General features: G+C 49.7%; 11 protein-coding genes. 8 read left to right on the forward strand and 3 right to left on the reverse strand.

Annotation, left to right across the window (positions count from 1 at the left end; translation table 11 throughout):
- The first annotated feature begins 34 nt into the window (after window positions 1-34).
- On the forward strand, window positions 35-1,243 hold the full coding sequence (locus DWW90_RS01665) for a sensor histidine kinase KdpD (RefSeq protein WP_122343757.1): 1,209 nt from the start codon (window positions 35-37) through the stop codon (window positions 1,241-1,243).
- Window positions 1,240-1,956, forward strand: a complete 717-nt coding sequence (locus tag DWW90_RS01670; protein WP_122343758.1) for a response regulator transcription factor — start codon at window positions 1,240-1,242, stop codon at window positions 1,954-1,956. Before DWW90_RS01665 ends, DWW90_RS01670 begins: the two co-directional genes overlap by 4 nt.
- A gap of 38 nt (window positions 1,957-1,994) precedes the next feature.
- Here DWW90_RS01670 and DWW90_RS01675 read toward each other — a convergent pair whose 3' ends face one another.
- The 3 genes from DWW90_RS01675 to DWW90_RS01685 form a co-directional block, all read right to left on the reverse strand.
- Entirely contained in the window at window positions 1,995-5,624 is a 3,630-nt protein-coding gene (locus DWW90_RS01675; RefSeq protein ID WP_122343870.1) for a discoidin domain-containing protein, read from the reverse strand.
- Between the two features lie 114 nt (window positions 5,625-5,738).
- A complete protein-coding gene (locus DWW90_RS01680; protein WP_122331476.1) occupies window positions 5,739-6,215 on the reverse strand; it encodes a Fic family protein in 477 nt (158 codons plus the stop codon).
- Window positions 6,208-7,224 (reverse strand): DNA-binding protein, encoded by a 1,017-nt coding sequence (locus DWW90_RS01685; protein WP_122331475.1) that lies wholly within the window; start codon window positions 7,222-7,224, stop codon window positions 6,208-6,210. The genes DWW90_RS01680 and DWW90_RS01685 overlap by 8 nt, the downstream gene beginning before the upstream one ends.
- A gap of 360 nt (window positions 7,225-7,584) precedes the next feature.
- Here DWW90_RS01685 and DWW90_RS01690 point away from each other — a divergent pair, with 360 nt between their 5' ends.
- From DWW90_RS01690 to pdxB, 6 genes are all read left to right on the forward strand, one after another.
- Window positions 7,585-8,442 (forward strand): GLPGLI family protein, encoded by an 858-nt coding sequence (locus DWW90_RS01690; protein WP_122343759.1) that lies wholly within the window; start codon window positions 7,585-7,587, stop codon window positions 8,440-8,442.
- Window positions 8,443-8,698: 256 nt separating this feature from the next.
- Complete coding sequence (locus DWW90_RS01695; RefSeq protein ID WP_122343760.1) at window positions 8,699-11,191, forward strand: carboxypeptidase regulatory-like domain-containing protein; 2,493 nt, start codon at window positions 8,699-8,701, stop codon at window positions 11,189-11,191.
- Window positions 11,192-11,235: 44 nt separating this feature from the next.
- Window positions 11,236-12,813 (forward strand): hypothetical protein, encoded by a 1,578-nt coding sequence (locus DWW90_RS01700; protein ID WP_122343761.1) that lies wholly within the window; start codon window positions 11,236-11,238, stop codon window positions 12,811-12,813.
- Between the two features lie 125 nt (window positions 12,814-12,938).
- Window positions 12,939-14,084 carry a Fic family protein gene (locus DWW90_RS01705; protein ID WP_122343762.1) on the forward strand — a complete coding sequence of 382 codons (1,146 nt, stop codon included), beginning with the start codon at window positions 12,939-12,941 and terminating at the stop codon, window positions 14,082-14,084.
- Between the two features lie 159 nt (window positions 14,085-14,243).
- Entirely contained in the window at window positions 14,244-15,098 is an 855-nt protein-coding gene (locus DWW90_RS01710) for a hypothetical protein (RefSeq protein ID WP_122343763.1), read from the forward strand.
- 34 nt (window positions 15,099-15,132) lie between these two features.
- Window positions 15,133-16,242 (forward strand): 4-phosphoerythronate dehydrogenase PdxB, encoded by a 1,110-nt coding sequence (gene pdxB / locus DWW90_RS01715; RefSeq protein WP_122343764.1) that lies wholly within the window; start codon window positions 15,133-15,135, stop codon window positions 16,240-16,242.
- The last annotated feature ends 19 nt before the right edge of the window (window positions 16,243-16,261 follow it).

The raw sequence follows: 16,261 nt of genomic DNA on the forward strand, positions 1-16,261 counted from the left end.
AAATACCTATATTTACCGGCGTAATCAAGAAGTTATGACGAAATCATTCTACATTATATTAACGGCAATTGCTGTCTTTGTCGTCCTTTTCCTGATGGGGCAATGGATAGGCAGGAGCTATTCATTGACAAAAGGGCTGTTGGCACGACAAGTGTACGAGGCCTTCTGCCACACGACGGAACAGTACGATGCGGATAGGACAAAAGAATTTCCGGCCCTGTTCAGGGAAGAACTCAACAAGAGAGAACTGGACAAACTTGTGTTCCGCATGGATACCGTCTCCCTCAGCGATCCAGAAACCGTTTTAAGGAAAGATATCCGGTATTTCTCCGATTACGAACAATTGTTCAACGAACGGCATACATTTGTCTATCCGATCAACGACACGCAAGGTGTACAAGCCCATATCATCAATCCGCGCGCAGGCTCCATCGGCCGGCTGCTGTATTACTTTTTCGGTACAGCCATCGCACTGATAATACTGCTGATCGGTATCCAGAAACAAATCAACATCATCAAACGGCAAGATGAAGTAGCCCGGATGCGTGAAGACTTCTCCTATGCCATGATCCACGATATGAAAACACCGCTCAGCTCTATCCTGATGGGAGCCCGCATCCTCCGGAGCGGGAAGTTGGACGACAAGCCGGAGAAGAAAGAGAAGTTCTTCGATATCCTGGAAAAAGAGACGGAACACCTGTTAGCGCTAACCAACAAGGTTCTGACCATTTCCAAGCTGGAACACGGGCAGCTCTTGCTGGAGAAAAGTTGGATTCCCATCCGCCCGATGATAGAGGAACTGACACAGATGTTTGCCGCCAAGGCAAGCAAACCCGTTACCTTCAACCTGAATATTGAAGCAGAAGAGATATTTGCAGACGAAGAATACCTGAAAGAGGCGGTCAGCAACCTGATAGACAACGCCATCAAGTACTCGAAAGAGACAATCGAAATACAAATCAGCTCCTGCACCTACAATAAATTTATACAGATCAAGGTAAAAGACAACGGAATCGGTATCTCCCTCTCCGCACAAAATCATATCTTTGACAAGTTCGAACGCGCTTCCGCCAGTCGTCGCAGTGCGGCAAACAACGTCACCGGGTTCGGCTTGGGGTTGAACTACGTGATGAACGTCACCCGCTCGCATGGCGGCTACGTCAGCGTCGAGAGCCAGGAAGGGAAATACAGCGAATTTACGATCTCATTACCTTTACCCACAGAACACGAAATAACAGTATGATTAAGTTACTATTGGTAGAAGACGATGCGAACCTGAGTTATATTATTCAGAGCGCCTTGGAAGATATGATCGGTGATTATGAAGTATCGATCACCCACAACGGAAAAGAAGGGCTGGAAGCTTACCACCGGGACAAGCCGGATGTGATTGTTGCCGACATCGAAATGCCGGTCATGGACGGCTACGAGATGGTACGCCGCATCCGGGAAACGGACCAGGAGATTCCGATCCTTTTTTCCTCCGCCCGTGTCTCACCCAAAGATGTGGTGAAAGGTTACGAGTTAGGGGTCAACAATTACGTAAAGAAGCCTTTTCTCCCCGAAGAGCTGGATGCCCACGTCCACGCCCTGCTCCGCATGAAGCAAGGGACGGCGGAGAAAAGCGCCGCACAGCAAACCTTTACAGTCGGCAATTATACCTTGAATCCTATCCAGGCTACACTGCTCCACACCTCCGGCAGCACCCAACTGCTCACCCCACGTGAAACCGGCATCCTGGAACTCCTGTTCCGCAAGCCGGGCGAAGTGGTCCGCCGCGAAGTCATCTTAGACAAGTTCTGGAACACAGAAGACGATTATTTCGCCTCCCGCAGCCTCGATGTATTCGTAACCAAACTACGCAAGCTGTTGTCAAAAGACGAAACAATCTGCATCAAGACGGTAAAAGGGATCGGGCTGATGATTATAACCGAAAACAAACAGGGGCAGGTTTGAAGCCTGCCCCATATATGAGAAACAATGTAATCCTTTTGTTATTCTACATTATATCCTGAAACAACCACCTTCGGCGCATTGCCGCGCGTGTCCTCGTCCTTCCAGTGGATGCGGACTTCTTTCTTTTCGCCCGGGAGCAAAGAGAAGTAGTTGTCCGAATAGAACATCGGGAGGAACTGCTGTCCGTCCTGCTCACCCACCACGTTGAGGCGGATCATCAAGGCCGGGGTAGAAGTCGTATTCTCGATAACGGCTGTCGCGTTCCAGGTCCCGTCGGGAGCTTTATCCGTTGTGATGTCGGATTGCAAAGCGACTTTCGGCAACTTGGCCAGATCCTGATAGTTGTTCTCTTCAAGGCTGCGGTGGTAGAAGTTATCGGAAATAACTTTGCCGTTCTCGGTCAGCGTCATCTTGATGAAATGAACCTTCGAGATGTCGGCCGGGAATTCCAGTTTGATACATTTATCGGTTGTGTCTTCGTTGCTGTCGAGTGTCGTTTCTTTTTCCCAGACTACGGATGCATCCATATTCAGAATCTGGACTTTTGCCGTCAGGCCTTTATGCACACCGGCATTGTAGTTGACAACTTCCACCTCGTCGGTTACCGGATTCCACTGGATATGCAACGGTTCGGAAGCCTTCTTGATAGCAAAGTAGGCAGCTGTCGGCTCGAAATAGTAGTCGTAGGTCTGCCATACCATAGAAGGCCAGCAAGGATGACTCATCCACATCAGCAAGCCTTTACGGTTCTGGCTTCTGGATTCGAACATACTGCGATGGCCGTCGTAGTTCACCCACTGCGCCAGTTCAGCAAACTCTTTTGCATTCTGCGGTTCGCCATATCCCATTGCGATAATCGAGTTGAAGGTTGTACAACCCTGCGCTCCTTCGCGTGTATAATCGTGCATACCCCACTGGTCACCCTGCGGCCAGATTCCTTCCGGTGAGAAGGTACGGAGCATACTTTCGTAAGTCATCACGTTCGGCATACCGCGTTCGCTGTGAAACTTATCGTTACCGGTCTTCAACGTAAAGTATTCTTTTGCCGGGAGCATACGGTACGGGCCGTGGCCACTCACTACATCGTCTGCCGAGCTCGGGATATAATGGATGTCGGGATGTTCAGCCTTGATGATACGGCGGAGCGCCTTTTCGATCTGCTCCGGCGGGAAACCTTCGTTACGACCGCAATACAGTCCGATAGAAGCATGGCTGCGGATGCGTTTCACGTAGTCTTCCGCGTTGGCGATAAACAATTCCGGGTAATAAGGATCAGGTCCGTCAGCCGGGTTTGCCAGCCAGAAGTCCTGCCAGATCATAATACCATGGCGGTCGCAGGCTTCATACAGCTCCTTGTCGCCGATCATACCGACCCAGTTACGCATCATCGTGAAGTTCATATCCGCATGATAAGCCACCGCAATGTCATATTCACGGCCACGGTAGTTCAGGTTCGATTCGCCGAATCCCCAGTTACCGCCACGACCGATAAAGCGGCGTCCATTGATAAAGAGGGTCAGGATATGATTGTCTTCGTTGAACGTCATCTGGCGGATACCGACTTTGAAGTCTTTAGCATCCGAAACCTTATCGTCGATCTTGAACGTAAAGTTCGCATCATAGAGGTTCGGCGCTCCGTAACCGTTCGGCCACCACAGGCGCGGGTTCTCGACCTTCAACTGCGGGAACTCCTTGGCGTCGAAAACCACCGTCTTTTCTTCTCCGGCCGCCAGTTCTACCGGCTGCTGGAACGTGATCTCTCCGACCTTGCCTTCCAACGTACCTTTAACGGCATTGGCATCGTGGTTCTTCACGATCACTTCAGCCGTCAATGTAGCTGATGTCGTGTCGGGCAACGGCAAGACAGACTGTACGAGCGGATCGGCAACCGTCACCTTACCCGTAGTCGTCAAGCTGACATCGTTCCAGATACCGATGTTACGTCCGCGAACCGTCGGGATCCAGTCCCAACCGATTGTCGCATGGAATGTCGGGTTATCAGCACCTAAGATACCGCCGTTGAAGTCCGTACTCTGTTTATTCTTTTCCTTGATTGCTCCGATATGCGTATTCTTAATGATCTCGACGGCCACCACGTTCTTTCCCGGAACGACGGCATCCGTCACGTCGAACTTACCGCGCATAAAGGCGCCTTCGATGCGTCCGATCTTCTTACCGTTCACATATACATTTGCTTTCCAGTTGATACCGTCGAAGTTCAGGAACAGGCGGTCTTGCTTGAATCCTTCGGGCACTTCAAACTCATCCCTGTACCAGAAGTCGGACCAGAAGAATGATTCGGAAACATGCAACTGGTTATCCGCATAGTTCGGATCGCCGATCGCCCCGATATTCTTGTAACTGCTCAGGACAGTTCCCGGAACAGTCGCCACAATCCAGTTCGCAGGCTGGAAGGCGGGAGTCGATATTTCTTCGCCGGAAGCGCTCACTTCCGATGCGCGCTGAAGCTTCCAGTTGCCGCCGGAGAGGTTGATCTCGCCTTTCGACGCGGCAGGAGTCGCAACAGGCTGTGCCACCAGTCCACCTTTACCCATCACTTCCACTTCACTCAGGATATAACGGCTGTCATTAGCCGGCTGCTGCATGAGGACACGCACGTAGCGGGCTTTCTGCTTGCCGCCGAGGGCGATTTCATCGTTCAGCCCGTCGCCACCCGGCAACTCGGCAACATCTTTCCATTGCTTGGCATCATCCGACACCTGTATCTTTCCTTTAACGGCTTTATTGATCCAGTGCAGGATTACCTTGTCGAACTCGGACGTGCTTCCGAGATCCACATACAGCCATTCTTCTCCCGCAGTGGCGCTCATCCAGGCGCTGTTGAAGAACTGGGACGGTTTCATTTCCACCAATTCCCCTTTATCGTAGAAGTTAGCCTCCGTAAACACCCAGTCGTGCGCACCTGCCATCTTCAGGCGGACGCGATAGTTCGAGTAGTTTGCTTCGGTATCGAATGTAATCGTTTCATTTAGCTTGCGGACCGGCATTGTTGTTTCTCCGGTCTGCTTGTTCGGATCGGTCACCTTCACTCGTCCGGACTGTCCCTGACCAGGCAAGCCGCTTCCGCTCAGTTTGCCAATCTCCGTCCAGCTCTCTCCGTCGTTGGAGCCTTCGCAGACGATTTCATAGCCGCCTTTCGACACGGCATCGTCATAAACGACTGTTCCCACGAGCGACAGCTTGTCGACCGCCTTGCTATAGTTGGCCAGCGTAAAACGGAAATAGGTATCCGCCCCGGGAAAGGTGTTACGGGAATACGGACCTTCGTCGATCATCCATTCGCGTTCACGCCGCGGCACGTCGCCGTCCGGAGTCGAGAGGTTCAGATACTGCGGCTGTTTGTCCGTCACGATCCCGTCTGTCGCCAACTGTGCCACCAGGTTATAGTCGTGGCTGGAAGAGGAATAGGCCGACCGCAGGAGAGCAATGTTCCTGTAAGTCGAATAATCCGGAGCTAAGGAAGGAGAGAAATCTTCCTTCGGATCGCCGGGATACTGCCCGATGCCACGCGTGTAATAGTCCGACCGCTCGAACGATTCGGCCGTCGTGCCTGCTCCCCCACATCCCCAGAGGATCAACGACGCCACCGCCGCCCCGCAAAGGGTGAGAACACGGACACTCTTTTTCTGTTCATTAAAAGTCTTCATATATGAATGTTTGTTTGATTTCATACTACCCAAACGCCTAACTCCTTCCTGCGAAGAAGTTTGCACAAACTTACGGAAAAACGGTGGAATAGACGAATAAAAATTGTTTTCCATTCATAATTCGTAATCCTCTCCTCTAATTCCAAGTTCTCCTCTGCTCATTGCATTAGCAATATCTATCTTCAATTCTTCATCATAATCTTGTCCATCCATGAAACAATTCACAATGCGCAACAATAATTCTTGGTCTATATTGGAAGCGGCAACATGATAAACAATAGATTCTAATTGACGCATGAAAACACACGCCTGCCAATAATAGGCATTTTTATGTAAGAAATAAGCCCCCAGGGTAAGGGCAATACGCTTGTTCCCATCGTTGAAATAATGACCGGAACAAAACTTAAAAACAATGTATGACAACTTATCTACAAACAATGGATAATACACATCATTTTGCACGAAATCAAGGGTGGCAAGGATACCGCCTTCATCGCGCACGCCTTCAAATCCACCATCACTGGCATCTATCATACGATGATAAATATCCAACGTTTCGTCATAGTTGATATATTTTATTTTATCATTCATTCTCAGCTTGCTTTAAGCGTTTAAGCACATCCTTATTTTCCTCCAAGATGTGATCAAAATCAATAGATTGGTCGCCTATAAAACGCTCGAACTCTTCGGGCGTTACAGCTTTCAGATAATTGGCAATATTTCCATGATAAGCATCACGGAAGCTGTAATCCCTTGAAGCCATCTTTGTTCGGGCATCATTTAAATACGGTTTCTGCATAGGATGCTCAGCAAGCTCATCGACAATATCCTCGACTTCTTTCATTGTCAACTTAACACTATGTTTTGCTTTATAACGTTCTTGAATTACTGCGCCTACTCCATTTTCAAAAGAAGATATTACAAGCAGTACTTCCGCATAAAGCGTATGCCGCACATTATCTTTGGTATCTAAGTTGAGTACTTCACGGTATTCTTTAGCGTTCTCCTTGAATACCGCTTTGTAGATGAAGTCCGTAACTTGTGCATACTTATAGGTTTGATGCCCGTTTACGCATTGATTGACTGCAGAAGTAAGGTTTCTACGATAGTTTTCTTCAGTGATCGCAGCGGGTATGTAATACACGTCCCTACGATTGATGAATTTTGTTCCTCCACCTGTTTTCTTATTGATGGTAGCTATTACCAAATCCAAAATCATACTACGTACAGCCTTTGCTTTTTCGCTTTCTGTCAGCAGCATGCCGATGTTTAAAAATGCTCGGAAATTGAATAAACCGAGTTGAGTGGTTTTGCTCGCCTCATTTATAAGGTGAGCAAACTGCAACTTAAACTCTTTCAACGATTTACCCTTACATAAAACATATCCATTATGTTTTAATTCGTCACTATTCAGCGAAAGGTAACGGTCTATGGTAGACATATCTACTTCATAGAAATCGGCAACCATTTTTTTTGTAAATCGATACTCTCCATCAAATAACATTCCCGTTATATCAAGATGTTTTTGTATCTCATCAACTGCAAAACGATTGTTCAGCACATTCTGACGCTCAATGTCGGAGACTGTCAAATCTTTCATAATTTATCCATTATAATTGATACTCGATGTGTACCAAATCTCAACAAACAACTCTATCGGAGGAAAAATTACATCCTCGTCTTTGGGTAACTTACACCGAAAATTACAAAGATAATAAAGAGGGCTGACATCCAGAAAGTTTTCGGTCGAAATATACTTTCCCTCTTTAATTTTGATGTTTTTTGCACAGAACCATGTTATCTCGAATACAACACTGTTTATCAACCTTTTTATATGCTACTCATCTGAAAGCAGGCCTATAATAATCCCGCCGTAATATTTCAGTAATAACTTTACTCGTCCCGGACCCCTGCTACCCGCTACTTTTGCAGCAGACAAACACTCTAAAACGATAAAGTTATGAAACGATTCGTATTATCTACAGTTCTCTTGTTGGGCTGCTTCGGCGCACAGGCTCAATTTAATATCAATGTGTACAATATCAATGACGTGCTTAAGTCAAAGCCGGTGGACAAGGTGCTCTTTACCGCGCAGTATAACACCTCCTTTATCGGCGATACGCTCCATCCGGACAAACCGATCGACGAAACGATGATGCTGAAGGTCGGTCCCAAAAGTTCCGTCTTCTACAGCTATGCCCGCTTCCACATGGACTCGCTTATCGAGGCGGACAAAGCATCCGGCGCATCACAGGAAATCATCCAGGAACACCTGAAGCAAGGCAGTGCGAATGTGAACTACCAGATCTTCAAGAATTATCCCGAAGGGAAGCTGACCATGCTCGAACCGATCGCCGCCAGCAACTTCCGCTGCGAGGAAAAGACCGAACTGCCCGCTTGGGAATTACTGCCCGACACGGCGACCATCCTCACGTACACCTGCTACAAAGCGACCTGCCGTTTCCGCGGACGGGATTATGAGGCCTGGTACACACCGGAAATTCCCCGGAGCGAAGGCCCCTGGAAACTGCAAGGCCTTCCCGGACTGATCCTGAAAGCCTCCGACAGCCAACAGCACTACACCTTCGTCTGCACCGGCATCGAAAAGGTGCGCGAAGAAGAAACGATCCAGTTCACCGGCACCGAATACGAGCCTATCTCCCGCAAAGACCTCCGCAAGGTGCACGAACGCTTCGCCGCCGACCCGATCGGCTACCTGAAAGATACGGCGCCCCATGTCCAGATCACAGTCACAGACGAGAACGGGCAACCCTATCACCCGAAGAATACGCCCTACAACCCCATAGAAAGAGAGTAACACAAGGGACTTAGTTTCCCTCAGCTCCCTTCTATTTTTCCTCAGCTCCCATCCCATTTCCATCCGGCTCCCGCAAGAACCTTGTCCGACCCGGGTCGGACAGCTGTTCGACGAGGGTGGGACAGCTGTTCGACGGAGGTCAAACAACCGTTCGACCCGGGTCGAACAAGGATTGGATGGGACTCCATTCAAACAAAGATAAGGGTCTATGCTAATTTACTCCTAAGTCATTCAAATTATAAGCAAGTATAAAACGATGAAAAGCTTCCTATACATATTCATTCTCCTCTTTATCGCCTGCAACCTGTCTGCCCAGCAATCCATAAAAGGGATCGTGACCGATGCCGAAAGCGGGCAGCCCGTAGACGCCGCAACCGTGCAGATACGGAAAGCCGGGCAGCCGGTTCCGCTGACGTACACCCTGACGGACACAAACGGACAGTTCAACCTGCCGCTCCGACAGGCCGGCGACTCGCTCCTGATCCATGTCTCGCTATTGGGATACAAGCCCGTCCAGCAGAGAGTCACTGCCGGTTCGACAGTCCACATACGCCTCGAAACGGAGATATTCACCTTGAAAGAGGTCGAGATACGTCCGGGACGCGTCTACGGGCGGCAGGACACGATCAATTACGACGTCGCGCAGTTCATCAGCCCGCGTGACGAGGCAATCAAGGATGTGTTGAAGAAGCTGCCCGGCGTGGATGTGGACGACGAGGGAACGATTTCCTACAACGGGAAAAGCATCAGCAAGTTTTACGTCGAAGGCATGGACCTGACGGGCGGGCGGTATAACCAACTGACTAACAACCTGCAGGCCGACGCCGTCAAGAGCGTGCAGGTGATGGAGAACCACCAGCCCATCCGCGCCCTGCAAAAGAAGCTGACGACCGAAGACATCGCCATCAACCTCAAGCTGAAAGACAACTTCCGCGACCGCTGGATGACGACGGTCGAAGGCGGCATGGGCGCCTCTCCACTCTTGTGGCAAGGCATGGGCAACGCGCTACAGCTTAGCCGGAAAAGCCAGTCGGCCTATATCTATAAAGGAAACAACCGGGGAAAAGATGTGACGGACGAGCAGAATGTCCTCACACAAAACAGCCTGGAAAGGCAATCGGGGCCGGCTCTGCCCGCCTTCCTCTCCCAGCCATCTTTCTCCGCCCCGCTGAAGAAGGAGCGGTTGCTCTTCAACGACGTGCATTCCCTCTCCGGCAACCGGGTGTACAAGCTCAACGAGACGACGCAACTGCGCCTCAACGCCAACTATCTGCACGACTTCAAGCGGCAGGAGAGAGGCAGCGTCACGAACTTTTACCAGACGGGCGACACCGCCACCCTAACGGAGCAAAGCGATACGCACGTCCGCACCGACCGCGCGGAAGTGGCTGTGAACCTGGAGAACAATGCCGAAAGCCATTATCTGACAAACAACTTCAGCCTGTCCGGCAACTGGGAGAGCGGCACCTCTTACATCACCGGCAGTTCGGCCGCCAACCAGCGCATCCGGACGCCGGACATGGGTGCACAAAACTATCTGCAAAACATCTGGGCGCGGGATAAATACACCCTGGAAGTCCGTTCCCTGTTGCGCTATCACAACCAACCGGCACGGATCACCATCGACGGGGACAGACAATCGTTGGACTTGCAGCAGCTCTATATGGACCATTCCCTGTCCTTCCTTCGCAAGAAAGGAAACCTGACCCGGCAATATACAGCCGGCGTGACAGGCGACCTCAACTCGCTCCGCAACGGGACAAGCCTCTATTTCACCCCGAACTACCAGTTGAACCGGCATAAATGGAATCTCTCCTTTAACCTTCCGCTCGTATGGACTGCCTTTCCGGAGGCGGACTTTTCACGGTTGGCCGTCAATCCGTTCCTCTACATTAATTATAAGTTGAATTATGCCTGGCGTTTCTCCTTCCATGCCAACTACAGGGAGAACTACGGCGACATCACCGATTTCTACCCGGACGCTTACCGCACAGACTACCGCAACGTGCGGATAAACAACGCCATCATGCCGGTCAACCGCACACAGAGCTATTCGCTGTACGGGGAATATAAGAACACGATTCGCGAGTTCTTCGCCACCCTCTCGCTCGGGCACAACCGGGGCTGGTCCGACCGCATCTTCGAACAACAGGTACGCGACGCACAGATCGCCCTCGTCTCCCACCGCCTCTCGAACCACTCTTCCGGCTGGACACTGAAGGGGACGTTTTCCAAAGGCTTTTACGACTACGGTCTGAAGGCCTCGCTCAACTACCTTTTAGGCCGCAACCAGGCGGAACAGTTGAGTGCCGGCGAACGCTTGCCTTACCGATACGACTTCATGCAATACGAACCGAAAGTCATCTGGACACCTGTCCGCAGTTTCGCCGCCAGCTATCAGGCCACCATCAACTTAGGAAGATCGAAGATCGGTAGTGATACGGACCTCACCCCGCTGCTGAATGTCGTACAGAAGTTGCAACTCTCTTACGAGCTTTTCCCGGTGGAGATCAATCTCGCCGTAGACCACTACCACAACGACGTCAGCCGCGACAAAGCCGTCAACGCCTTCTTCGCCGACCTCTCCTTCCGCTGGAAAACAGGTAGCTGGCAGTTCACCGCCGAAGCCACCAACCTGTTCAACAAGCGGCAATACAGCTACACGCAGTACTCCGCCACCGAAAGCTACACCTCCTGGATCAACATCCGCCCGCGCGAGTTTATGGTTTCGGCACGGTATAGGTTCTGAATATTTTATTACCTTTGTAACTATAACAGAGGCAAGTGCAACAAATGAAACAAACAGCAAACAACCACCCCGGCAAGATAAAGACAGAGGAGTTCAACCTTATGGATATCGCTGCTTACTTCCTTTATAAGAAGCAGGAGAAAGGGAGTCATGCTTTGTCCGAACAGACCTGTTCGGACCTGGGGACTGAGGAGTTGTTTACGTTTGTGGACAGGACGCAATCGAGGGTCGGGCAACAATACCTGTACCATACATTATGCACCGTTCCCCGAACGACAGGGGAGATCGAGCAGAATGAAGACATCATCGGCCACCTGCAAACCGACGACGGTCTGCGGGAGAGGCTGGCGAAAGTGTTGTCCGGCTTGCGGGACACGGAGGCTTATATGATCGTGCGGTTGCTGACAGATGAACTTCCCAATGCCTCCGGGAAGACGAGAATCACTCTTACAGTCCTGAAGTTTCTGCCGACCCTGTTCCTGCTTCTCTATCTGTTGACACAAGTTTCGACGTACGGAATACTGTTCCTAACCGCTATCATTGCAAATGTTGTCATTCATTACACATTCAAAATGAAAAGCATCGATTATATCTATTCCGTTCCCCAACTGATCAAGCTTATGAGTATCGCAGGCAAGCTGTGCAAATATCCGGAACTAAGCAAACTGACAGAAGAGATCCCCGAGGCTCTGGCAACACTCAAACCCATCCGGCGGACTGCCTTATTCCTCCGCATGGAGAACAAGATGCAAAGCGATATAGCAGCGTTTGTCTGGTTTTTCACCGAACTGATCCATATATTCTTCCTGACGGAACCGCTCTCTTTCCTGCAATCCGTCTCCATCCTGAAGAACAAGAACCGGGAGATCGAGACAGTATACCGGTTTGTCGGTCTGGTGGACAGTCTGCTGTCTGTTTATTTCCTGCGGGAAGAGCTACCTTATTATTGCCTGCCAGGAAAAACCGAAGGGAAGCAAAGGTTAGCCAGTGAAGAGATGTATCACCCGTTGATCGAGGACTGCGTTGCAAACTCCATTACGATAGAAGGGAAGTCGGTGCTGCTGAACGGTTCGAATATGTCCGGCAAAACCACTTTCATCCGCATAGCCGGGATCAATGTCCTAACGGCCCAGACATTGCACACCGCCTTTGCCCGGTCATTCCGCCTCTCCGCCCCCATAAACATTTATTCCGCCCTGATGCTCGCCGACAATCTTTCGGAAGGGAAAAGCTTTTATATGAAAGAAGTCGATACAATCAAGGACATGATCGACCGGAGCCAGGACGGAAACACCCACCTGTTCCTCTTCGACGAGATATTCAAAGGGACAAACACGACAGAGCGGATCGCCGCAGCCAAATCGGTCTTATCTTACCTGAACACGCCAGACAACATCATCGTCGCCTCCACGCACGACACGGAGTTAGCCACACTGCTCGATTCCGAATACGACCTCTATCATTTCAGCGAAGTAATACACGGCAACTCCTTCTCATTCGATTACAAACTGAAAAGCGGCCCCCTCTACCGCCGCAACGCCATCCGCCTGTTGGAGATAAACGGCTTCCCACCCGCAATCATCCAGGATGCGTACCGGACGATAGAGGGTATGCAAGCCTAACAGCCGTAGACAAGCAAAACATCTATGCTAAAAAAACAAAGACAGGTTCGCTTATTATTAATTTTATTGCTATCTTCGTTCATTGCTCATGTTTATTAATATAAATAACAGAAATAGAGTTTAATATGGACCATAAATATATCATCCCCGAATTGCCTTTAAAATATGACTTAGAGACAAAAGCTATATTGAAACAGTTGAATCTGTCCAATAAAAAATTAGCGGAGTTAAAAGGGGTCGCCTTGACTATTCCGAATGAAGATATACTTATCAATAGCTTAACATTACAGGAAGCCAAAGACAGTTCGGAGGTAGAAAATATCGTCACGACCAATGACGAGTTATACAGGGCTGAACTTGATTTGACAAGCAATCTGATAAACGCTTCTGCCAAAGAGGTTTTAAACTACAGGCAAGCTATACGTTCAGGCTTTACATCGGCCAGAAAAACCAAATTATTAACCTTGAACGATATTAAACGGATTCAGCAAGAGTTGGAATGCAACAATGCCGGATTCAGATCTGTGCCGGGGACAAAATTGAAAAATCAATTCGGGGATACAGTGTATACTCCGCCACAGGATAAGCAAGATGTGGAAAAATTGATGGCTAATTTAGAGCAGTACATTAATGACAATTCTTTGCAAGATATCGACCCGCTCATAAAGATGGCCATTATTCATCATCAGTTCGAGAGTATACATCCGTTTTATGACGGTAATGGCCGTACCGGCCGGATAATATCCATCTTATATTTGGTTATCAATAACTTGTTAGATTTGCCTATTCTTTATTTGAGTAGATATATCACACATAATAAAGGAACCTATTACAAGTTAATACAGGATATCAGAGATGCCGGGGAAAATAATGCCGAAGAATGGGTACAATGGATATTATTTATACTCAAAGGCGTTGAGGAGACAGCCGATGACACTATCCAATTAGTAAAAGGCATAAACACACTAATGTCGCAGTATAAACAAATATTACGTCCTTTGTTCGGCAAACAATATAAACACGAATTATTGAATAATCTGTTTTTCCATCCATACACCAAGATTGAATTTGTAGAAAAAGATATGATGGTGCAAAGAAAGACCGCAACAAAGTATCTTGATATGATCGTTGAAGTAGGCTTGTTAGAGAAAATAAAAATATGGAAAACAAATTACTATATAAATACAGCACTGATGGATTTATTTGTCAACAGGCGAATTGAACCGGAACAAAAGGCGGAGACAATAGAATCTGTCCATAGTGCGCAATAATACAGCAGAAAGGGTACATGATCGGTTTCTCATGTACCCGAAAAGCCAAAAACAGGTACATGATCGGTTTCTCATGTACCTGAAAAACCAAAAACAAGCACATGATAAGTTTGTCATGTACCCGAAAACAAAAAAAATTGACAACAAGGAGGTAATAATATGGCAAATCCCAGGTTACCCGATATATCCGAGCAGGAACAGATTCTTCTGTACGAGAAGTTGAATACTTACAATCAGGGAAAAGCTTCTTACAAAGAGGCGGGATGCTATCTTGTTGTTCTTCCGACCGAGGGACATCCTAACTACAGCCTTTGGTTTTACACGCCGCTGCTCGACAGGCGTTCCTTCCTGTACATCGAAGACCTGAAACCCGGCATCGTCGCTTCGCTCCGGCTCGTGACGTCGGAACTGTGGTATTCCAACCGGTGCATCCTGATCACCAACTATAATGAAAAGAGGATGTCCACGCATGGCGACGACCTGGTTCCGTTTGGCAAATACCGCGGACATTTCCTGTATGAAGTCTCGAAGATCGATCCGGGATATATCAACTGGATCGCCTGCAAGTTCACGGCGCGCATCCCGAAACAGGAACGGTTCGTCAAGATGGCACAAGCCTATAATATGGTACAGCTCGACAAGATGCTGAAAAAGAAACAGCAGACGCGCCCGCCAAGCCAGTATTTAGGAAAGCCGGGCGACAAGCTGACCGGCCTGACTCTGAAAGTGACCAAAGTCAGGTTAGAAGACGACCCGTACAAGACCGGTGTCGACGGAACAAGCCCACTCTTTTACGTCCGCCAGCGCCTCACGACAATCGACCGGGACGGCAACCTGGTCTGCCTCACGCTCCCGTCCAAGCATCCGAGCCGCGTATCCGGTCAGTTGCCATCATTAGAACATGCCTACGAACCGGGAGAATTTCTCCGTATCGCCTCGGCCCGGATAGCGGCGACTTACGAAAGTTATGGCGTTAGGTACACGCGCCTGAATTATGTCAAGTTCAACAAATAATGTCTATCTTTGTCCCCGACAAAAGGACAAAAAGATGAAAATAGTTGCCGACAACACCGTTCCCTATCTGAAAGGGGTCGCAGAGCCTATCGCAGATGTAACATACCTCACATCCAACGAATTTACACCGGACCGGATTCACGATGCAGACGTACTGATCGTACGCAGCATCGACAAATGCACCCGCGAACTGCTCGAAGGAAGCCGCGTCAGGCTGATCACCAGTGCAACGATAGGCTTCGACCATATCGACACCCGCTACTGCGACGAAGCAGGCATCACCTGGAAAAACTCTCCGGGATGTAACGCCGTCTCAGTCGCCCAGTACGTGCTCGCCGGATTGATTACGACAGCACTTCGCAAAGGGGAAACACTTCAGGGAAAGACAATCGGGATCGTCGGTGTCGGCCATGTTGGGAAAGAGGTGGAGAAAGTGTGCACAGCCTACGGAATGAAAGTGCTCCGCAATGACCCGCCACGCGCAGAGGCGGAAGGGGAAAGCGGCTTCGTACCGTTAGATACCATTGCCGCGCAGGCTGATATCATCACGTTCCATACGCCTCTGACCAAAGAGGGCCGTTTTGCCACCCGCCACCTGGCGGACGCTGCATTCTTCGGGAAGCTCCGGCGCAAACCCTGGTTCATCAATGCCTCACGCGGGGCCGTCCACGACACGCAAGCCCTCTTGCAGGCCCGGAAGGAAGGAAAGGTCGGCGAACTGATCATCGACTGTTGGGAAAACGAGCCCCGTATCGACCGCGAACTGCTGGCGACGGCAGCGATAGCAACTCCGCACATAGCTGGTTTCTCCGCCGACGGGAAAGCGAACGGGACGCGCACGTGCCTCGAAAACATCGAAGCCTTCTTCGGCGTGAAAGTGGAAAAGATAGGCGAAGTCGTGCCGCCCGCACCCGCAAACCCAGTAATCGACCTGGATGTATTCACCGGAAACCGGATCGAGCAGGCAATCCTTGCCACCTTCGACCCGCTCGCCGTGGACAAGGCTTTGCGCGAAGAGCCGGACAAGTTCGAGTGGTTCCGGGCGAACTACCGCCATCCGCGGGAATACCGGGCATACACAATCGCACACGCAACGCCGGACGAAGCCGCACTGCTTCGGAATTTAGGATTCAGGATTCAATAATAACGCGTAACAAGACGTA

The sequence above is a fragment of the Parabacteroides sp. AF17-28 genome (assembly GCF_003479205.1).
Lineage (GTDB): Bacteria > Bacteroidota > Bacteroidia > Bacteroidales > Tannerellaceae > Parabacteroides > Parabacteroides acidifaciens.

What these genes read in the sequence shown, in the direction of transcription:
- DWW90_RS01675 (WP_122343870.1), bottom strand. Translation starts at nt 5,624, where the DNA reads ATGAAGACTTTTAATGAACAGAAAAAGAGTGTCCGTGTTCTCACCCTT.
- DWW90_RS01665 (WP_122343757.1), top strand. Translation starts at nt 35, where the DNA reads ATGACGAAATCATTCTACATTATATTAACGGCAATTGCTGTCTTTGTC.
- DWW90_RS01690 (WP_122343759.1), top strand. Translation starts at nt 7,585, where the DNA reads ATGAAACGATTCGTATTATCTACAGTTCTCTTGTTGGGCTGCTTCGGC.
- DWW90_RS01710 (WP_122343763.1), top strand. Translation starts at nt 14,244, where the DNA reads ATGGCAAATCCCAGGTTACCCGATATATCCGAGCAGGAACAGATTCTT.
- DWW90_RS01695 (WP_122343760.1), top strand. Translation starts at nt 8,699, where the DNA reads ATGAAAAGCTTCCTATACATATTCATTCTCCTCTTTATCGCCTGCAAC.
- pdxB (WP_122343764.1), top strand. Translation starts at nt 15,133, where the DNA reads ATGAAAATAGTTGCCGACAACACCGTTCCCTATCTGAAAGGGGTCGCA.
- DWW90_RS01670 (WP_122343758.1), top strand. Translation starts at nt 1,240, where the DNA reads ATGATTAAGTTACTATTGGTAGAAGACGATGCGAACCTGAGTTATATT.
- DWW90_RS01700 (WP_122343761.1), top strand. Translation starts at nt 11,236, where the DNA reads ATGAAACAAACAGCAAACAACCACCCCGGCAAGATAAAGACAGAGGAG.
- DWW90_RS01705 (WP_122343762.1), top strand. Translation starts at nt 12,939, where the DNA reads ATGGACCATAAATATATCATCCCCGAATTGCCTTTAAAATATGACTTA.
- DWW90_RS01680 (WP_122331476.1), bottom strand. Translation starts at nt 6,215, where the DNA reads ATGAATGATAAAATAAAATATATCAACTATGACGAAACGTTGGATATT.
- DWW90_RS01685 (WP_122331475.1), bottom strand. Translation starts at nt 7,224, where the DNA reads ATGAAAGATTTGACAGTCTCCGACATTGAGCGTCAGAATGTGCTGAAC.